The 18612-nt window shown below is 70.6% G+C and carries 17 protein-coding genes; 8 read left to right on the top strand and 9 right to left on the bottom strand.

From position 1 onward, the window contains the following. Window positions 1-44 precede the first annotated feature (44 nt). Entirely contained in the window at window positions 45-1427 is a 1383-nt protein-coding gene (locus tag ACGFJ7_RS30870) for a hypothetical protein (RefSeq protein WP_360254803.1), read from the top strand. Between the two features lie 58 nt (window positions 1428-1485). Here ACGFJ7_RS30870 and ACGFJ7_RS30865 read toward each other — a convergent pair whose 3' ends face one another. Further along, complete coding sequence (locus tag ACGFJ7_RS30865; RefSeq protein WP_392645220.1) at window positions 1486-1872, bottom strand: TipAS antibiotic-recognition domain-containing protein; 387 nt, start codon at window positions 1870-1872, stop codon at window positions 1486-1488. 279 nt (window positions 1873-2151) lie between these two features. On the opposite strand from ACGFJ7_RS30865, the gene bla reads away from it, so the two are divergent. Together bla and ACGFJ7_RS30855 are read left to right on the top strand one after the other, a co-directional pair. After that, entirely contained in the window at window positions 2152-3075 is a 924-nt protein-coding gene (bla, locus tag ACGFJ7_RS30860) for a class A beta-lactamase (protein WP_392645457.1), read from the top strand. A 150-nt stretch (window positions 3076-3225) separates the two neighbouring features. Beyond that, entirely contained in the window at window positions 3226-3666 is a 441-nt protein-coding gene (locus ACGFJ7_RS30855) for a nuclear transport factor 2 family protein (protein ID WP_360254810.1), read from the top strand. 210 nt (window positions 3667-3876) lie between these two features. Here the strand turns inward: ACGFJ7_RS30855 and ACGFJ7_RS30850 are convergent, their stop codons facing one another. From ACGFJ7_RS30850 to ACGFJ7_RS30840, 3 genes are all read right to left on the bottom strand, one after another. After that, complete coding sequence (locus ACGFJ7_RS30850) at window positions 3877-4434, bottom strand: hypothetical protein (protein ID WP_392645218.1); 558 nt, start codon at window positions 4432-4434, stop codon at window positions 3877-3879. A gap of 125 nt (window positions 4435-4559) precedes the next feature. Next, window positions 4560-4778, bottom strand: coding sequence for a hypothetical protein (locus ACGFJ7_RS30845; protein ID WP_392645216.1), 219 nt, complete (start codon window positions 4776-4778; stop codon window positions 4560-4562). Beyond that, the gene (locus ACGFJ7_RS30840; RefSeq protein WP_392645214.1) at window positions 4775-5674 is read right to left on the bottom strand and encodes an alpha/beta fold hydrolase; all 900 of its coding nucleotides are present in this window, start codon (window positions 5672-5674) and stop codon (window positions 4775-4777) included. Before ACGFJ7_RS30840 ends, ACGFJ7_RS30845 begins: the two co-directional genes overlap by 4 nt. Window positions 5675-5764: 90 nt before the next feature. On the opposite strand from ACGFJ7_RS30840, the gene ACGFJ7_RS30835 reads away from it, so the two are divergent. Then, window positions 5765-6223 (top strand): MarR family transcriptional regulator, encoded by a 459-nt coding sequence (locus ACGFJ7_RS30835; RefSeq protein ID WP_360254818.1) that lies wholly within the window; start codon window positions 5765-5767, stop codon window positions 6221-6223. On the opposite strand, the gene ACGFJ7_RS30830 is transcribed toward ACGFJ7_RS30835, so the two are convergent. Beyond that, window positions 6220-7800, bottom strand: a complete 1581-nt coding sequence (locus tag ACGFJ7_RS30830) for a peptide chain release factor 3 (protein ID WP_360254820.1) — start codon at window positions 7798-7800, stop codon at window positions 6220-6222. The two genes, ACGFJ7_RS30835 and ACGFJ7_RS30830, sit on opposite strands and share 4 nt — an antisense overlap. A gap of 109 nt (window positions 7801-7909) precedes the next feature. Here ACGFJ7_RS30830 and ACGFJ7_RS30825 point away from each other — a divergent pair, with 109 nt between their 5' ends. The 4 genes from ACGFJ7_RS30825 (at window position 7910) to ACGFJ7_RS30810 (ending at window position 12596) form a co-directional block, all read left to right on the top strand. Next, window positions 7910-8464 carry a PadR family transcriptional regulator gene (locus ACGFJ7_RS30825; protein WP_392645212.1) on the top strand — a complete coding sequence of 185 codons (555 nt, stop codon included), beginning with the start codon at window positions 7910-7912 and terminating at the stop codon, window positions 8462-8464. A gap of 519 nt (window positions 8465-8983) precedes the next feature. Further along, window positions 8984-10156 (top strand): FAD-dependent monooxygenase, encoded by a 1173-nt coding sequence (locus tag ACGFJ7_RS30820; RefSeq protein WP_392645210.1) that lies wholly within the window; start codon window positions 8984-8986, stop codon window positions 10154-10156. 11 nt (window positions 10157-10167) lie between these two features. Then, the gene (locus ACGFJ7_RS30815; protein ID WP_360254826.1) at window positions 10168-10782 is read left to right on the top strand and encodes a TetR family transcriptional regulator; all 615 of its coding nucleotides are present in this window, start codon (window positions 10168-10170) and stop codon (window positions 10780-10782) included. Between the two features lie 53 nt (window positions 10783-10835). After that, complete coding sequence (locus tag ACGFJ7_RS30810; protein WP_360254828.1) at window positions 10836-12596, top strand: NAD(P)/FAD-dependent oxidoreductase; 1761 nt, start codon at window positions 10836-10838, stop codon at window positions 12594-12596. Between the two features lie 89 nt (window positions 12597-12685). Here ACGFJ7_RS30810 and ACGFJ7_RS30805 read toward each other — a convergent pair whose 3' ends face one another. The 4 genes from ACGFJ7_RS30805 to ACGFJ7_RS30790 all read right to left on the bottom strand — a co-directional run bounded on the left by ACGFJ7_RS30805 (window position 12686) and on the right by ACGFJ7_RS30790 (window position 18253). Beyond that, window positions 12686-13816: a hypothetical protein gene (locus ACGFJ7_RS30805; protein WP_392645209.1), complete on the bottom strand. Its 1131-nt coding sequence runs from the start codon at window positions 13814-13816 to the stop codon at window positions 12686-12688. A 10-nt stretch (window positions 13817-13826) separates the two neighbouring features. Beyond that, window positions 13827-14234, bottom strand: coding sequence for an HIT family protein (locus ACGFJ7_RS30800; protein ID WP_392645456.1), 408 nt, complete (start codon window positions 14232-14234; stop codon window positions 13827-13829). A gap of 41 nt (window positions 14235-14275) precedes the next feature. Continuing rightward, complete coding sequence (locus ACGFJ7_RS30795) at window positions 14276-15553, bottom strand: cytochrome P450 (protein ID WP_392645207.1); 1278 nt, start codon at window positions 15551-15553, stop codon at window positions 14276-14278. Window positions 15554-15640: 87 nt separating this feature from the next. Next, the gene (locus ACGFJ7_RS30790; protein WP_392645205.1) at window positions 15641-18253 is read right to left on the bottom strand and encodes an Ig-like domain-containing protein; all 2613 of its coding nucleotides are present in this window, start codon (window positions 18251-18253) and stop codon (window positions 15641-15643) included. Window positions 18254-18612: the final 359 nt, after the last annotated feature.

Here is an 18612-nt window from a genome sequence, read left to right as displayed (position 1 = left end):
ATGTGTTGCACGCTCGGCGGCAGCGTCTACCCCCAGGAGTGCTCATGCGAAGAACCCTGACCCTCGCCGCCATCGCGTCCCTGCTGGTCACCGGGGTGGCCGGGGTGCCCGCCCAGGCCGTCGCGGCGCCGTCCGAGGTGGCCAAGGCGCCCGACTCGGTGGCGTACCTCGTCGACACCTACGGTGTCACGCAGGCCGAGGCCGTACGCCGGTTGAAGGTGCAGGCCGCGTCCCGGGACCTCGGCCGGCAGCTGCGCCAAGATCTCCCGGACCGGTACGCCGGTATGTGGCTGGACCAGAAGAACGGCGGTGAACTCGTCGTCGGCCTGACCGCCGGGGACAAGTCCGACGTGGCCGCGAAGCTGCCGAGTTTCGTCCGGCTCCGCACACAACCGGCCACGTACTCGATGGCCCAGTTGGAGGCGATGAAGGCGCGGATCGAGCCCTCCCTCGGTGACGGCGAGGCCGCCGTGATCGACGTGCACCGCAACCGGCTGGCCGTCTGGACGCCGGGGACCGCGACCGTGACACGGATGAGTTCGCTGACCCGGCTGACGGCGGCCGAACCCGGCGTCGTGGTCGCCCGCCGGCAGCAGGGCCGGCTCGCGACCGAGGACAAGGCGGAGGCGACCACGGCCCCGACGGCCAAGGCGGGGCCGCCCTGCCACGTGCTGATCTGCGGCCCGGCCCCGATGCGCGGCGGATACCGGCTCGACGTGCCCCGCGACGACGGCACCACCGGTCCGTGCACCGCCGGTTTCAACATCCGGGGCAGCAACGGCTGGCAGTACATCATCACGGCCGGGCACTGCTTCCGCGGAAGCAACCACACGCACATCGACAAGACCTCGCACAACGGCATCGCCGTCGGCTACGAGGACACCGTGCTCACCAACTCCAGCTATCCCAAGGACTACGCGATCTCGCCCTACCAGACCAAACCCGACCAGGTCGACTACTGGGGCGGCACGCCGCGCAACCTGGTCCGGCACCAGTGCGCCTCGTCCCACGTGTCCTGCGTCAGCAAGGACTGGCCGGTCTGGGACCAGTGGAACTACGAGGACATCCTGCTCGGCTTCATCGCGTGCCGCACCGGTTCGGCCGACACCGCGAGCGGCGGCGGCGGGTGGCTCACCGGCACCTACTGCGGAGAGGTGACCGACTTCAACGGCGGCATCGTGACGAACCACTGCGGCCGCAAGGGCGACAGTGGCGGCCCGCTCTTCAGCCAGTTCGACAACAGCGCGTACGGCATCCTGCACGACGGCACCGACGTGAAGGGCCCGTGCTACGGCGCGAACGGCACCAACGAGGAGTGGAGCGACTTCACCGCGCTCTCGGTCGCCCTCGACGACGCCTGGCTGCAGAACTGGCTCAACGGCGGCGGCGACATCGACTACGAGCTGATCACCTCCGCCAACGGCTGACCCCACCACCGGCCGCCGCCCGAGTGTCCTTCCGACGGCGGCCGGTGCGCCCGGCGGGTCAGCGGCGGGCGTCGGTGTAGTACCGCATCGCCGTGCCGAGGAATTCGACCATCCGCGGGTGGTAGGAGGTGTGCCAGGTGCGCATGCTCTCGTCCTCGGCGTAGAGCAGGGCCATCCCGAGGTAGGCGTCCGGGCTCGGGTGGTAGAACCGGCTGACGACGGCGTGGTGCCGGTCGATCAGCTCCTGTACCGCCTCGTCGCCCGGCTGGGCGCCCGCCTTGATGGCGGCGGCGATCTCGCCGTACAGGTCGTGCCAGTCGCGGTGGACCTGCTCCTTGTCGACATGGGCCCAGCCGGCGGTCGCGGCGAGGCTGGCGGCCTGCTCGTCGGCGAGCGCGCGGCGGCAGCGGTCGGCATCCTCGGCGGCGAAAGTGGAACTACTCATCTGCGGTGTCATGCCCTGTCGTGAGGGGGGTACGGATCCGCCGCCCGGCCGGTGGGCACGAACGGCATCGGACCTTCCCACACCAGCCCGGACCCGGTAAATCGATTTTGTGATCGAACCTCATGAGTTCTTCACAGGAATCGGGGTCGGTTGTTCTAAGTGGTTCGGTACATTCCCCGGCATGACTCTCGACGCGCTGTTCCGGCCGGTGGCCGAGACCGCGAAAAGCCACGGCCGGTGATCACCCGAAGAGCCGCGATCGGTGTCGCGGCGCTCCTGATGGCCGGATGCGTCAGGCATGACGAGAAGACGACCCGGCCACAGCAGCAGCCGAGTTCGGCCCCCGCGTCGCCCTCGGCCCCCGCGTCGCCCTCGGTCGCCGCGTCCCGCCCGGCGGAACGTCACGCGCGGCTCCTCGAGCTGGAGCGAGCGTACGGCGCACGGCTCGGGGTATTCGCGGTGTCGGCCGGCAGCGGTGTCACAGTCGAGCACCGGGCGGACGACAGGTTCCCGTTCTGCTCGGCGTTCAAAGGCCTGGCCGCCGCCGCCGTCCTGCACGCCACACCACTGGCCGGGCTGGGCAAGCGCGTCCGGTTCACCCAGGCCGATGTGGATCCGAACCGGAAAAACGCGGTCAAGACCCGGGACCGGGTGGCCACCGGGATGACGCTCGGCGAGCTGTGCGACGCGGCGATCCGCTTCAGCGACGGCACGGCGGGAAACCTCCTGCTGCGCCAGATCGGCGGCCCGGCCCAGCTGACGGCCTACCTGCGGACGCTGGGCGACACGGTGACACGATCCGTGCGGACCGAACCGGGCCTCCACCGCGACTGGAAACCCGGCGACCAGCGCGACACCACCTCCGCCCGGGCCATCGGCACGGACTACCAGAAGATCATCGTGGGCGGCGCCCTCCCCGGCGAGGCCCGCGCCTACCTTCGTGACCTGATGGAACGCGCCGACCGGAACCTCAACAGCAAGAAACGGATCCGGGCGGCCGTGCCGCGCGGCTGGACCGTGGCCGACAAGACCGGCACCGGCAGCTTCTACGGCATCGCGAACGACATCGGCCTCGTGTGGCCCGCACCGTCCGCCGATCCCGTCCTCGTCTCCATCATGTCGAGCCGCGCCGACCGCAACGCCGTGCCCGACAACGATCTCGTCGCCGAAGCGGCACGCTACGCACTGGAAAGAATCACCTGAGCGCGATCGTCGCCAGCACCACGTTGACCACACGCCGTTTATGGCCGGTGCGCATCTACAAGATCGGCGCAACGAAGTTCGGGACGGCCACGGTTGCCGGCAAGTGCTAGCGTCGGCCGCCGCATGCCTCCGACGTACGAGGAGTTCCTGGTGCACGTGACCGCCGAAGATCGATTGCAGATCCAGGAGGTGATCGCACTGCACGGTCACCTGTGCGACGCCGGCGCCTACGACCGCTTCGACCTGGTGTTCACCCCGGATCTGGTGGTCGATACGAGCGATCTCGGCCTCGCGCCGGTGCACCCGAGTGATGAGCACGAGTCTCGGCTCGCCATGTACATCGCGGTCGCGCACCGCCGGGGGCCTGGAAACATCCTGGGCATGCATGTCACCAACGTCGTGGTGCGGGAGGACGGCGACGGAGCCCGAGCGTGGTCGAAGGGTTTGACCGTCGACGTGGAGGGCTCGGTTGCCAGCTTCGTCTATGCGGATGAGCTGGTGCGGACCCCTCACGGATGGCGCATCCGACACCGGAAGGTCTCGCCTCGCCGCGAGCCCGGCCGCGGGCCCGAACTGCCTCTCCCCCGCTGACTGCTGCGTATGAGGCGCGCGCCCGGCTACCGGACTCGAACCGGCTCATACCTCGCGGTCGGCAGCACGGAAGTGCTGGCACGGAATTTCCCACCCGCCTTTGCCCGGCGCGCCGCACCAGGTTAGCGGCCGGCCATCGCCGATGCACGCGAGCTTTCTGGGCGTGCGCTCTCACCGCCGCAAATTCGCACTCCGGCTTGCCCGGTGGCGTCACGTAGGGTCGGTGCCTCGGGGTCGGCCCGCGGCCACCGCCAAACCGGCCACGACCATGCCGGCGAGCCCCACCCACAAGCCCCATCCCAGACCGACGTCGAGACCATCACTTCGATACGGCACCAGGTGATCACGCTTCATCCAGTCCGCCGCGATATCGGCGCCCGGTTCGGACTCGGGCTTCCCGTCCACGTCCAGCTCGATTGTCATAGTGGTCTCTGTCTCGGGGTCGTTCATCGGTTCGATGTCGCTGCGTTGAACAAGGGTCAGGAACACCGACACCGTCACCGCCGCCAGGACGGCCAGCCATACCGGCAACGGGACCCGTCCCCGAACGAACCGCCAGACCAGCCAAACGGCGACCGCCGCCACGGCGATCACGATGGCCGCGCTCCACCGGGACGACATCTGCCATGCCGTTCCGGCGAACGTCGCCACCCGCGTACCGCTGTCGTCGCTCACCCGAACGCGGACCAGCCACCACGGCAGCCACCCGCTCGCCACCACGAGAAGGCCGGATCCCGCTGCCACCGGTTCCTGCCACCTGATGGTCATGCAAGAAATGTAGGCACCTCCTCGCACTACGGCAGGCATACAGCGCGGCACCAGCTCTCCGGCCCTCCGGTTTGCCGCGATCCGGCCGTGCGGCCGTGCCGCCCACGCCGCTCTTCGCTGGCTCGTCAGGCGAAGGTGTGGCCGGGTGCCCGAGCGGCGCACACCATGCTCGGCGCGCCGGGCTCGCCGTGCTCGATCTCGTATCCGCACTCGCCGCAGCCCCGGTCGGGATGGTGCTCCCGCCAGTCGTGACCGCACTCGGCACACACGCCGTAGAAGGCGTGAGCCGCGCGTTGCCGCATGAGGTCCCGGTAGCGCTCAGCCACCCGGTTCGTCCAGGTCATTCAGCCAAAGTAACCGAGCTCTCTTTGTCGACGCCGTCGACGAAGCTCAGTATCGCGGCCGCCAGCTTCTCGGGGGCTTCGAGGGCTACGTAATGGCCGACACCCGCCAGTTGGACGTCGCTGATCTCCGTGGATGCCGCCTGAGACATGGTGTCGCGGGTGAAAGGGCCGCCTCCGGCGCCGACGGCGAGTACGGGCTGGTGAAGGCCGGGCGACTCGGCGAGGCTTCTGATCTCGGGGCCTTCCCGCAGCATCGACCGGTAGAGGCCGGCGGCGCCGCGCCAGCCGTCGGATCGGGCGTAGCCGCGAGCGAACTCCTCGATGTCGGTGTCGGTGATCGCCTGGGGTACGGCGGTCATCGACGGGAATGCGTACCGGCCGAGGAACTCTTTCTCTCGTCCCGTGAGCAGTAGCTCGGGGGCGTCCGGGGCTGCGAGGACGCCGATGTGCCAGGCGCCTCCGTGGGTTACGTCGGCCAGCGCTTCCAAGCCGAATCCGGGTAGGCCCATCTCGATCGCGGTGAGGCTTCGCACCTGCTCGGGGTGCGTGGTGGCCAGGCGGAAGACGGTCGCTCCGCTGATGTCCTGCCCGGTGAGGTGGACCGGTCCGACGTCGAGGTGAGCGATCAGGTGGTGCAGGTCGGCGGCTGAGGTCGCGCTGTCGTAGGCGCCCGGCCCGGTGCCGGAGTCGCCGAAGCCGCGCAGGTCGACTGCGAAGACGCGGTGGGTGGCGGCCAGCCGGGGGATCAGCTTGTGGAAGGCCCACCAGCTTTCCGGGAAGCCGTGGACCAGCAGGATCGGTGAGCCGCCGGCGCCGGCACTGACGTAGTGGAGGCTGGTGCCGTTGACGTCGGCTCGGTGATGCGTGATGTCTTGGGGCGAACGGGCGGAAGTCATGCGTCTCCTCAAAAGGACAGCCAGGGTGTCCATCTCGACGATAGACACCCTGGCTGTCCTTGTCCAGGGGTGGTGCCGTAGCCTTCCCGCATGTCCCGTTCTGGCGCTGATCTTGCGTTGTTGCTGCTGGGAGGCTTCCGGGGCCTCGTCGACGCGGCCACCGAAGAACTGGCCCGCCGGGGTTACGAGGACGTGCGGCCCGTCCACGACTTCGCCATGCGGGCCATCGCGGCCGGCGCCGACAGCACCTCCGACCTGGCCCGAAGCCTCTCGGTCGCCAAACAATCGGCGGCCAAGACCGTCGCCGTTCTCCTGGAACGCGGGTACGTCAGTCGCGAACCCGATCCCGGCGACGCCCGCCGCAAACGCCTCCAGGTCACTCCGCTCGGATTCGACGTCATGCGTGAAGGAGAAGCAATCTTCGACGAGTTGCGTCTCCGGTGGGAACGACAGCTGGGCACCGCCGAGTTCGCGCAGTTCGAGGGGCAGCTGGCGGCACTGGTGAGCGCGGCTCCCATCCGCTTCGACACCGCGGGATGGTTCGGCTAATCGAGCTTGAGGTCCGGGTGGCGGCCGGCGACGGTGCGCATACGCCAGCGGTGGGGGAAGACGGCCAGCAGGGCGCCGTCGCGTACCCGGGTCATGACCTCGACGTTCGACTCGGAGCGGAGGATTTCGCGGCCGGCCGCGTCGGTGCGGGCGGCCACCTCGTACGGCAAATGGTCCAGTTGGACCTTGACCCCGAATTCGGCCTCCAGGCGGTGGGTGGCCACCTCGAACTGCATCGGGCCGACCGCGGCCAGCACCGGGGCCTGGTCGCCTCGCTGCTCCGAGCGCAGCACCTGCACGACGCCCTCGCCGTCCAGTTGCTCGATGCCCCGGCGGAAGCGCTTGAAGGCGGTGGTGTCGTTCGTCCGTACGACCGCGAAATGCTCCGGGGGGAACGACGGCAGCTGCGGGTAGCGCACCGCGCCGCCCGTGTAGAGGGTGTCGCCGATGCCGAGCGCTGTCGCGTTCACCAGGCCGACCACGTCGCCCGGGAAGGCCTCGTCGATGGTCTCCCGGCCCCGGCCGAAGATCTGCTGGGCGTACTTGGTGGCGAACGGCTTACCGGTGTCGGCGTGCGTGACCACCATGCCGCGTTCGAACTTGCCCGAGCAGACCCGCATGAAGGCCACCTGGTCGCGGTGGGCGCGGTTCATGTTGGCCTGCATCTTGAACACGAAGCCGGAGAACGTGCCGTCGACCGGCTGCTCGCCGCCGTCCGCGGTGGGGCGGGCCGACGGCGGCGGGGCCAGCTCGACCAGGATGTCCAGCAGCTGCCGTACGCCCAGGTTGGCCACCGCCGCCCCGAACAGCACCGGCGTCGAGGTCGCGGCCAGGAACGTCTTCTGGTCGTGGTCGGCCTCGGTCATCGCCAGCAGTTCGAGCTCCTCGGCGGCGGTGGCCCAGTCGGCGCCGAACCGCTCGGCCGCCTCCTCGGCGCTCATCTCCTCCTCGATGGCCAGCTCGGCGCCGCCCGGTGATCGCTGCATCCGGATGAAGACGCCGGTCCGGCGGTCGATCACGCCCTGGAAGTGCCCGGCGATGCCGACCGGCCAGGTCAGCGGGGTCGGCTTGAGCCCGATCCGCTGCTCGATCTCGTCCATCAGGGCGAGGGCGTCGTTGCCGGGCCGGTCCCACTTGTTGATGAAGGTCATCACCGGGATGCCGCGCTGGCGGCACACCTCGAACAGCTTCAGCGTCTGCGGCTCCAGGCCCTTGGCCGCGTCGAGCAGCATGACCGCGCTGTCGACGGCGGTCAGTACGCGGTACGTGTCCTCGGAGAAGTCGGCGTGCCCGGGCGTGTCGAGCAGGTTGATCACGACGTCGCGGTACGAGAACTGGAGGGCGGCCGAGGTGACCGAGATGCCGCGCTGCTGCTCCATCTCCATCCAGTCGGAGACGACGCCCTTGCGGTCGCCCTTGCCGTGCACCGCGCCGGCCGACCCGATCACCCGCGCGTGCAGGGCCAGGGCCTCGGTCATGGTCGACTTGCCGGCGTCCGGGTGTGAGATCACGGCGAACGTACGCCTCCGGCCCGCCTCCACGGCGACTGCCGACGACGCCAGCGCGTTCTGACTCACGATCCGCTCCCTACCACCCGGTGGACAACCTGACGACGTTATCTCAACAACAGCCGTTCGGCGCGGTCCCCCGGCGTGATCGCTCTCACCTCTTGCTTGATAAACGCCGTTGGACGCTTCCCGCAACAGCCTGGTCATGCCGTTGCTCGGCCTCCTGGTCGAACAACCGGCGCACGCCTACGACCTCACCGCCCGCCTGCAATCGCGGTATACGCACCTGCGCGTCACCCGCAGCACCGTCACCACGCTGTTGAAAAGCATGGAACGGGCGGGCACGGTCGCTCCCCGCGCGCCGGCCCAGGTGGAGGGCCGCCCACCGCGCACGGCGTACGAGCTGACCGGCGCGGGCGTCGCCGACCTCAGCCGCCGAGTCGAAGCGGGCCTGCGTGACGCGCGGCCCGCCTCCATCGACTTCGTCCTGGCCGTCTCCTACGCCGGCCTCCTGGCGGCCTGCCAGGTGGCCGCGATCCTCCAGACCCGGCTGGACCGCCTGGTCGAGGAGGCCGTGCGTTACGAGAGGGCGGACGGGATTCCCGAGGTGTACATGCTGGAGACGGATTACTGGCGGGCCGTCCTCACCGCCGAGATGGAGTGGATCAGACGGCTGACCGCGCGGATCCGTTCGCACGACATCCTCTGGCCGAGCGAAGGGAACGCCTCGTGAAGTTCGGCATCTACCCCGGCGGACGGGCGGGAACCACGTGTTCCCATCCGGCCGACCAACCTGCAGGTGACGCTCGAACCCAATTTCCCGGTCCCGCTGATCGACGGCAGCTCGCCGGGGGTGCTCGACGCGCTGACGCGGGGTATCCCCCACGCCCGGGCCGTTCTGGACAGCCGCGGCCGCGATGACGTCCGGATCGGGTTCTCGGTGGCCGTGACCGTTGTCTTCCGCTCGCCCACGTCTCGGCGAACACCCCGATCCACATCGTCGAGAACGGATCGCCCAGCGGGCCACCCCGCACGGAAGACAGCCAGTCGCAATCGCTGTCCGACATGGTCGGCACGATTCTGGAGCTCGAGACCTCGGCGAACATCGCGCTGTACGACTTGTTCAGTCTCCGCGACGCCGGCAGCCGCTCGCCGGAGCCGCGCCTTCACCGTGTACCGGGACCTGATCAGGGGTGCCGGATTGTCCGCTACCCGGCAGTGACGCCGCCGGCGGCGGTGAACGATCGGGGGCATGGCCGGTTCGTTGTCGGTGGGTGTCGTCGGTGGGGGCGTCGGCGGGTTGTCGGCCGCGCTGAGCCTGCTCCGGGCGGGGCTGGACGTGCACGTCTACGAGCAGGCCGGCCGGCTGTCCGAAGTGGGGGCGGGGGTTCAGGTCAGCCCGAACGCGTCCCGGGTGCTGCACGGGCTGGGGCTGGCCGATGCGCTGGCCGCCACGGGCGTACGGCCGCTGGCCTGGCATCAGCGGCGGTGGGACGACGGGCGGACGCTGCTGCGGGCCCCGCTGGCCGAGGCGTCCTTTCCGCACTATCAGATGCACCGGGCCGACCTGCTCGCCGCGCTGGCCGCCGCCCTGCCGGCCGAGCGGATCCACCTCGGGCGGCGTCTCAGCGGCATCGTTCAGGACGACGACGGGGTGGACGCGGCCTTCGGCGACGGCGAGCGGACCCGGTTCGATGTGCTGGTAGGGGCGGACGGCATCCACTCGACGGTGGCCCGGCTGCTGTTCGGGCCGGGCGAGGCCCGGTTCACCGGCTGCGTCGCGTACCGGGCGGTCGTTCCGGCCGAGCGCCTGCGCCACCTCGGCCTGGAGGTGACCGCGCAGATCTGGATGGGCCCGGGCCGGCATTTCGTGCACTACTTCATCAGCGGCCGGCGGTCGGTCAACTTCGTGGCGGTGGTCGAGCAGGACCGCTGGACGCGCGAGTCGTGGACCGACCGGGCCGGCGTGGCCGACGCGTGCGAGGCCTTCGCCGGGTGGCATCCGCAGGTCCTCCAGATCATCGGGGCGGCCGGCGCGATGTACGTGTGGGCGCTGTTCGACCGGCCGCCCCGGCCGGCCTGGTCGCGCGGGCGGGTCACCCTGCTCGGCGACGCCGCCCACGCGATGCTGCCGTTCATGGCGCAGGGCGCGGCGCAGGCCGTCGAGGACGGCGCCGCCCTGGCCGCCTTGCTGCGGGAGACGCCGGACGTGGCCGGGGCTCTCACGGCGTACGAGCGAATCCGCCTGCCCCGGACGTCGCGCCTGCAGGAGATGTCGGCCGGCAACAAGACCCGGTTCCACCTGCCGGACGGGCCGGCTCAGCGCGAGCGGGACAGCCAGATGGCGGCCGGCTCCCGGTCATGGTCGTTCAACGCCCTGGACTGGCTGTACGAGCACGATGCCTCGGCGGCGCCCCGTCGGTAGGCTCCCCAAGGGTGAGCGGGACCAGAGCGCACCTTCTCGCCGTGGCCGAGCGGCTCTTCGCCGAGCACGGCGTCTTCTCGATCTCCAACCGGCAGATCAGCGAGGCCGCGGGCCAGGGCAACACGGCCGCCGTCGGCTACCATTTCGGGTCGAAAGCCGATTTGGTACGGGCGATAGTGCGCCACCATTCGACGCCGACCGAACAGATCCGCGCCGCCCTGCTGGCCCGCTTCGCCGGGAGCACCGTCCTGCGCGAGCGGGTCGCGTGCCTGGTCCTGCCGTACACCCGGCATCTCGCCTCTCTCGGGACCCCCAGCTGGTACGGCCGTTTCGCCGCCCAGCTGATGACCGAGCCGAAGCTGCGGGAGCTGGCGGCGGCCGAGGTCGGCGAGGCCCCGGCCCTGCGCGCCGCCACCGACGCGGTGCACGCCTGCCTGCCCGGGCTGCCCGACCGGGTCCGCCGCGAACGCGACGACATGGCGCACACCCTGATCGTCCATTTCTGTGCGCAGCGTGAACGTTCCATGACCCCGGAGTGGCCGGCGGCCGCGAGCGGTCTGATCGATGCGGTCGAAGGGCTCTATCAGGCCCCGTACACCTCCCAAGAAGTCAATCAGTTGGTTTAATCTTGGGCCCCGGCTGGTCTCCACACCGGACGGTCTCCGCGAAAGGGCCCCGCATGTTCCCCTCCTCCCCCCACCGCTACTCCCCCGAGGAGCTGGAGTGGCTGCGCTCCCGCTACCGGCAGGAGCGGGATCGCCGCATCCGCGACGAGGGCAACGCCCAGTACCGGCGGGCGGCCGGCGAGATCGCCACCGACCCGTACACCGAGCGGACCGAGCGGGCGCCCCTGCGGGACCGGGTCGAGGCGCTGGTCATCGGCGGCGGCTTCGGCGGCCTGCTGGCCGGCGCCCGGCTGCGCCAGGCCGGGGTCCGCGACCTGCGGATGATCGACGAGGGCGGCGACTTCGGCGGCACCTGGTACTGGAACCGCTACCCCGGCGTCCAGTGCGACATCGAGTCCACCGTCTACCTGCCGCTGCTGGAGGAGGTCGGCTACGTCCCCAAGTGGCGCTACGCCCCCGGCGACGAGATCCGCGGCCACGCCGTCGCCATCGCCAAGCAGTTCGAGTTGTACGCCGACGCGCTGTTCCACACCAGGGTCACCGAGCTGCGCTGGGACGACGAGGCCGCCGAGTGGACGGTGACCACCGACCGCGGCGACGAGTTCCGCACGCGTTACGTGGTGATCTCCTCCGGCACCCTCACCCAGCCGAAACTGCCCGGCATCCCCGGCGTCGACGAGTTCGCCGGCCACGTCATGCACACCAGCCGCTGGGACGCCTCGTACGACCTGACCGGCAAGCGGGTGGCAGTGGTCGGCACGGGCGCCAGTGGCATCCAGGTGATACCCCAGATCGCCGAAAAAGCGTCCCGGTTGTACGTCTTCCAGCGCACCCCGTCGTCGGTGGACGTCCGTGACAACCGCCCGATCGACCCGGCCTGGGCGGAAACGCTGAAGCCCGGCTGGCAGCGGGAACGGATGGAGAACTTCCTGACCCTGGTCACCGGCGGCCACGTCGCCGAAGACCTGATCAACGACGGCTGGACGGCGACCGCCGCCCTGCAACGCCAGATGCTCACCGGCACGGTCGACCCGACCATCTCGGCCGAGGACCGCGCGTTCCTCGACGAGCGGGCCGACTTCCGCAAGATGGACGAGATCCGGGCCCGGGTGTCCGAGGTGGTCGAGGACGCCGACACCGCGGAGAAGCTGAAGCCCTGGTACCGCTACATGTGCAAGCGCCCCACGTTCAGCGACAACTACCTGCCCACCTTCAACCGCCCGAACGTCACCCTGATCGACACGGCCGACTCCGGCGGCATCACGGCGATGACCCCGTCGGCGGTAGTGGTCGGCGAGCAGTCGTACGAGGTGGACTGCGTCATCTTCGCCACCGGCTTCGAGACGGGCATCTCGGGCGTGCTTTCGGGGACCCTTCCCGTGTACGGCCGGGGCGGCCTGCCCCTGCTCGGCCACTGGCGCAACGGCCCCCGTACCCTGCACGGCTTCGCCAGCCACGGCTTCCCCAACCTGTTCCACATGGGCTCCCTGCAGAACGCGGCCGCCGTGAACTTCACCCACGTCCTGCAGGAACAGGCCACCCACATCGGCGAAATGGTGGCCGAGGCGTCCCGCCGGGGAGCCCACCGCATCGAGCCCACCGCCGAGGCGGAACAGGCGTGGGTGGCCACCATCCGCGAAACGGCCCCGAACAACTTCGACTTCCAGTCCGAGTGCACCCCCGGCTACTACAACGGCGAGGGCAAGCCGCGCCCGGTGAACAACTCGTTCGGCCCCGGCCCGGTCGTCTTCCACGACCTCCTGCGCGCCTGGCGCACCTCCGGCGGCATGGACGAGGTCATGCATCAGTCCTGAGATCGCCGTTCACCCGGCAGTGCCCCGCCGTCTCCGCCATCACCTCAGCGCCGCCGGCGGCCCACCCGCAGCACTCGGAGGGGCGGCGGTCAGAAGTCGCGGGCCGCGTCGAACCACGCGGCGGCGTCCGCGCTGAGGTCACCGGCCGGGGTGGCCGTGGTCAGCAGCTGGACGGCCACCTGCGCGTCCTCCCGTTCGGTCGTCTCCATCCGGGGCAGCCGGTTGAGCGCCCCGACGAAGGCGCGCACCGCCTCCTCGACCGCGGCCGCCGTGCCCGCCACCGCGATCGTCGCCTCGGCCGCACGGAACGCCTTGACCGCGGCCCGCGCGGACCGGGCCGGCCACGCGGCGAACGGCAGCCCGTACTCGGTGGCGAACCATTCCGGCTTACGCAGCCGCGAGACGTTGGAGTCGCGCCACTGGCGGTCGGGGCGGCGCAGCCGGGACCGCAGTTGTCTCCCGACGTTCTCGTCGACGTTCCAGGCGATCAGATGCTCCAAGCCGGGCCAGGTCTCCAACGGCGGCAGGCCCGCGAGATCGGGCACGAAGCGCAGTTGCAGCGCGGTCAGGCCGGGCAGGGCGGCCAGCGCGTCCAGGCCGGTGAGGCTGCCGGCGAGCTCCAGGCTGCGCAGGCCGGCGAACTGCCGCAGGCTGGAGCAGTCGAACGGCTGCCGCAGCGGCGGCACGGACACCGCGAGCGAGGTCGCGCCGGCCAGCGCCGGCATGTCCGGCAACCGGTACGGTGTCGCCGGCGCGGCCGCGACGTCCGGCTGGAAGCCCAGCGGCGGGCACGTCGCGCCGGCGGCGAGTCGGGGCGTCAGCAGGCTGAGGTCGCCGGCGGCGGAGAACCGTCCGGTGGCCGGTAGGACCAGGCGCAGGGGCGCCCGGCGCACGGTGACGCCCAGCCCACCGATGTCGGCCCGGCTCGCGTCCAGGTCGTGCGCGGTGTGGGGGGTCCAGGAGAAGCCCTCGATCGGCCGGCGGGCCGCCCAGTCCACCCAGCCGGTGTCGTCGCCCTCATAGGCGATCCAGCGCGGCCACGGTGAACCGGCAGGGGTGTGGAAGTCATCGAAGACGGCCCAGTTCAGCCGATCGTCCGGGGCAACCGTCAGGTCCGGCCGCGCGTCGCCGGGCACCCGTGGGCCGATCGAGCAGCTTCCGACGCCGAGCTTCCGCTCGAGGCGATGGCTGTCCGGGCCGGTCAGCGAGATGAGTTCCATCGCCTCATGATCACAGAGCTACGGCAGTTGCCAGGGCGGCGCCTGGATCACCGGTGATGCCTCGACGAGAACGTTGTTTCGGCCAGGTGGTGAAGCCGTCGTCGGGCCACCTGGGGACCACGTGGAAATGAAGGTGCGGCACCGACTGCTCGGAGCCCGGGCCGCTGGCGTTCAGCACGTTGACCCCGGTTGCGCCCAAGCCCACGGCCATGGCACGAGCGACCTTCTGGACGAGAGCCGTCACGCGCACCAGCGCTCGAGGGCTCACGTCATGAAGGCCCACGGCGTGCTCGGTAGGGATGACCAATGTGTGTCCCGGAGCCAGCGCCCCCTCCGGGAGCGTCAGGAAGGCGGCAGCTCCGTCCTCGCGGGCCACCCATCTGGCGGGGGCGCGCCCCTCCACGAGATCACAGAACACGCAGTGCACACCGGCCAGTATGTCGGCTGGACGCTTCCGTGTCAGTGCGTGGCCGGCCCGACCAGGGCCACCGGCAGCGCCTCAAGACCGAACACAATGGACGCGCGGCGCATCGGCAGGCTCGCCGGGTCGAGGGCTGGGCGCATCTCGGGGAAACGCCGGACCAGCGCCGGGTAGGCGATGCGCAGCTCCATCCGGGCCAGTTCGGCGCCGACGCAGCGGTGCAGGCCATGACCGAACGCCAGGTGGGAGCGGCTGGTGGCCCGGCCGGCGTCGATGACGTCCATTCCGGGTCCGAGTACGCCGTCGCGGTCGGCGCCGATGAGCGAGCACATGACGATGTCGCCCTCCTTGATCGAGGCGCCGTCCAGTTCGAGGTCGCGCACGGCGAAACGCGGGAAGCCGACCTGCACCACGGTCAGGTAGCGCAGCAGTTCCTCGACCAGCGCGTCGGCCGGCTCGCCGGCGCGTAACGGCGCGGCCAGCCCGGGCTGCGTCATCAGGACCAGGGCGCCCAGCGCGAGCATGCTGGCGCTGGTCTCGAGGCCGCCGGTGAGCACGCCGTCGGCCAGGCCGGCCAGTTCCTGGTCGCTGAGCTCGTCGCCGTGGGCCGCGATGAGCGATCCGATCAGGCCGTCGCCCGGGCGGCGGCGCTGGTCGGCGACCAGGTCGCGCAGGTAGGCGCGGGACTCGTTTATCGCGTCGAGCGGCGCGTACGCCCCGTCGCCCAGGTCGAAGCGGGCCGCGCTGAACTTCTGGACCAGGTCCCGGTCCTCGTACGGGACGCCGAGCAGCTCACAGATGGTCAGCGCCGGCACCGGCAGGGCGAACTCCTGCCACAGGTCGACCGGTCCGCCGGTGGCCGCCATGGCGTCGAGCCGGTCGTCGACGATCGCCTCGATGCGCGGCCGCAGCCGGGCCAGCCGGTGCATGGTGAACTCCGGCATGACCATCCGCCGCAGCCTGGTGTGCATCGGCGGGTCGGTCATGCCGAGCCCGCCCGGCTGCTCCCCCGCGGTCAGCCCGACCTTGGCCGCGAACTTGCCGAAGTCGTTGCTGAAGGCGCCGCCGTCACCGAGCACCGCCCGCACCTGCTCATGGCCGGTCACCAGCCAGGCCCGGATGCCCAGCGGCAAAGGAAGCCGGCTCACGGGAGGCTTTTCTGTCAATTGAGGTACGGGGTCGAGCCCGTCCCGATAGAGCGGGAACAGTGAGCTGTCCGGCAGCATCGCCAGCGTTCCCTCGAGATTCATGGCGCGGGGCTTGCTGCCGCCGAATCGACGGGCCATCCAGCCCAGCAAGCGCAGGCGGGTTTGCACGTCGCCCTCCAGACAGCCGTTGTTCTCCCCCGTGGGAACGGCTGTTCTGATAGTCGTCGCGGGATCTTGTCAACGCAGTGAGGGGCGTCACGACCGCGCTTTCAGCAGGGTGATGCGGGAGGCGCCGAGCTCGGTGACGTACAGGAAACCGGTCGTCGGATCCTGAGTCAGGTCGAGGGGCTGGCTGAATCCGGTGAAACCGGTGATCCCGGTGGTCCGATTCGACAGGGCGCCCGCCGGGCTGACGTCGAAGGTCTCGATGTCCTGACCGGAGGAGTAGCGCACGACCAGCAATTTGCCGTCGAGAACGCCGCCGCGGTATTCGATGGCGCCGTTGGCCGAGGCGTGCAGACCGGCGTCGGTGATCCCGGCCAGATGCAGATTCGGGTCGGGCCGCGTGCCCACCGGATAGGCGCCGACCTGGAACGGATCGGTGCCGGAGGTGGGATTGCCGCAGGCCAGCACCCATTCGCACCGGACCGGATTGGGGTGGCCGTAATAGCGTCCCGGGAGAACGTCGAAGACGTAGTCGGTCTCGGCCGTCGGCACATTCGACAGCGCGGGAACGGCCGGTCCCGTGTAGCCGCGCCGCGCGCACGAGGCGGGCAGGGTGGCCGGGGTCGCCGGGGTGTTCCCGCCGGCCGCCGAGCCGTTCGTCGGCGCGTACAGATGCCCGTTGCGGTGCCAGACCAGGTCGTACGCATTCCTGACACCCGTGGCGTAAATGGTCAGAGGAGCGTTCGCGGCGTACGGATCGTACGTGCCGCCCTCCTCGGTCTTGACGTTCAGCGTCCCGGTGAGTTTGGCCGGATCCAGGCGCAGGACGGCCGCGCTGAGAAGGCGCTCGGGACGGTTGCCCCAGGTCGAATCGGCGGCGCCCATGGCGTTGTTGGCGCCCTGGCTCACGTAAAGGGCGCCGTCCGGGCCGAACGCCAGCGAATTGGTCTCGTGGTCTTTCACCGACCTCGGGAGATTGACGACCATCGGTGTGTACGTGGTCAGGTCGGCCCCGCTGAGCCGTCCTATCCGCCCGGACCAGTCGGGAACGTTGAGCGGCCCCACGTATTCGTCATTGTCGGTGACCCAGAGGATCGGCGCGGCCGCCGTGGACGCGGGGTCGAAGGCCATGCCGATGACGGTCCGGGTCGTACCGGCGTTGTCCCGCACCGTATTGATGACTGTCGGGCTTCCGAGGGTGCCGCCGGTGGTGATGGGGAAACGGAAGACGCGGCCGTCGAGCGTACCGGCGTAAAGGCGGCCGTCGGGGCCCTTGACCACCGTGGTGAAAGGCGCGCCGGTGGCCACGCCGACGGTTTTGTCGAAGGCGGCCGGGCCGCCGGTCGGGCCGCCGGTGCCGGTGGTGAAGACGATGGAATACGGGGCGAACGGCTTTCCGGTGACGTCGGTGACGCCGCTGGTGACGGTGAACCGGTAGGCGGTCGAAGGCGCGAGCGGGGCCGTCGGCGAAAGGTTGATGACGTCCCCGCCGCCGCTGGTGATGACCGTGGCCGCGACGGCGGCGCCGTCGGTGAGCCGGGTCAGCGTGACGGTCGAGGCGGTCAGGGAGGCGGCTCTGACACCGCCGTTGGGCAGCACCAGATCCTCGACGACGCTGGCGGTCACGGGAACGTTCGTGGCGCCGTTGGCCGGGGTGCCGGCCCGAACGGCCGGGATGGTCTCGGCCGCGGCGACGGCGGCGATGTCCGCGTACGCGAACTTGGTGTTGACCCCGCCGGCCGGGCTGATCGTCAGGGCACCGTCGGTCACCCGAACGGTCCGGGTGGCGGTCGCGAACTTGGTGGTGGCGGTGGGCCCGAAGGCGGCGATCGCGTTCTGGTCCTCGATGGACACCCAATGCGTGCTGTCGACGGCGGTGCCCGCGTCCCCGACGGCCACGGTGACGGCGTAGAGCCCGGCCGGGACGGCGGCCTCCCACGAGCCGGTCCCGCCGGAGAGCTGCGCGTGCATGAAGGTGGCGAGCCGCGGATCGGCCTGCCCGGCGGCCGGGTTCCGGTTACGGCCGTTGCCGGTGAGGTCGACCGGCGTACGCGTCCCGATCCGCACCCAGCCGTAGCCGCGGGCGGTGGTGAAGGCACCGCCCGAGTCGCGCACATAGCCGGCCGCGGGCGCGGTGGCGGCGTCGGAGAAGTCCACCTTCAGGGAGAAGTCCCGGGCGATGTCCACATAGTTCAGCTTCGTGTTGACGCCACCGACGGCGTCGACGGTGAGCCGCCCATCGGTGACCGCCACGGCCACGGTCGCCGCCCGGAACTCGGCCCCGGCGGTGGACACGAAACCGTCGACGGCCGGAACCCCCTCGACGCGGACGGTGTGCCGGCTGTCGTACGGCGCCTGGTCGCCCACCGAAACGGTGACCTGATAGGTGCCGTCGGCCACGGCGTACTCCCAGGCGCCCTCGGTCAGAACCCCGTTGGCGCCGCCCACATCCCCGTACTGCATGTGCACGATCGTGTTGAGCCGAGAATCGACGCCGGCCCGCCCCCGGTCCCGCGTGTTACGCGCGAGGTCGAGGGCTTCGGCGGTCCCCCGCCGCACCCAGCCGTAGCCACGCCCGGCGTCGAACCCGGCCCCGGTGTCCGCGACGTACCCCGCCGGCGCCGCGGACCCGGCCGGCTGAAAGTTGACCCGCCCCACCGTAGCCGCAACGGCGGGCGCCCCCGGAACCACAATCCCGGCCATCACAAGAACCGCGGCAACCGTCCACGACCGACCACGCATGAAAGCCAACGTCGCACACGGATCCGCTCCCACAGCAGTCGGAAATCAGCGCCCCCACCGTTTTCCGCCCAGCCGAACATAGCGACGAACCCCGCTATCCGCCGACAGAACTGACCGGAACCGCCCCGGCTCGCGTTCTTTACAGCGTTCACCGGAGGCTTCCTGGTTACCCGTTCACTTCCGAGCCGCGGCGCTGCCACCAGGCGGTGAAGATCTGGTGCCGCCGCCTCTCACGCTCTTCGCGCCGGTCGGCGGCGACGGGCGCCGCTTCGGGTTCGGCGCCGAACGGTGGATGTGGTGGCCCGGGCCGGAAGGGGAGG

Source organism: Actinoplanes sp. NPDC048988 (genome assembly GCF_043197815.1).
Lineage (GTDB): Bacteria > Actinomycetota > Actinomycetes > Mycobacteriales > Micromonosporaceae > Actinoplanes.
Note: the sequence above shows the minus strand (reverse complement) of the source record. Positions and strands in the feature narration are given on the sequence as shown.

Excerpts from the sequence above, each read along its gene's own strand:
- ACGFJ7_RS30850 (WP_392645218.1), bottom strand. The coding sequence starts at position 4,434 with ATGACCATCAGGTGGCAGGAACCGGTGGCAGCGGGATCCGGCCTTCTC.
- ACGFJ7_RS30810 (WP_360254828.1), top strand. The coding sequence starts at position 10,836 with ATGTTCCCCTCCTCCCCCCACCGCTACTCCCCCGAGGAGCTGGAGTGG.
- ACGFJ7_RS30805 (WP_392645209.1), bottom strand. The coding sequence starts at position 13,816 with ATGGAACTCATCTCGCTGACCGGCCCGGACAGCCATCGCCTCGAGCGG.
- ACGFJ7_RS30865 (WP_392645220.1), bottom strand. The coding sequence starts at position 1,872 with ATGAGTAGTTCCACTTTCGCCGCCGAGGATGCCGACCGCTGCCGCCGC.
- ACGFJ7_RS30820 (WP_392645210.1), top strand. The coding sequence starts at position 8,984 with ATGGCCGGTTCGTTGTCGGTGGGTGTCGTCGGTGGGGGCGTCGGCGGG.
- ACGFJ7_RS30835 (WP_360254818.1), top strand. The coding sequence starts at position 5,765 with ATGTCCCGTTCTGGCGCTGATCTTGCGTTGTTGCTGCTGGGAGGCTTC.
- ACGFJ7_RS30840 (WP_392645214.1), bottom strand. The coding sequence starts at position 5,674 with ATGACTTCCGCCCGTTCGCCCCAAGACATCACGCATCACCGAGCCGAC.
- ACGFJ7_RS30870 (WP_360254803.1), top strand. The coding sequence starts at position 45 with ATGCGAAGAACCCTGACCCTCGCCGCCATCGCGTCCCTGCTGGTCACC.
- ACGFJ7_RS30790 (WP_392645205.1), bottom strand. The coding sequence starts at position 18,253 with ATGGCCGGGATTGTGGTTCCGGGGGCGCCCGCCGTTGCGGCTACGGTG.
- bla (WP_392645457.1), top strand. The coding sequence starts at position 2,152 with ATGGCCGGATGCGTCAGGCATGACGAGAAGACGACCCGGCCACAGCAG.
- ACGFJ7_RS30845 (WP_392645216.1), bottom strand. The coding sequence starts at position 4,778 with ATGACCTGGACGAACCGGGTGGCTGAGCGCTACCGGGACCTCATGCGG.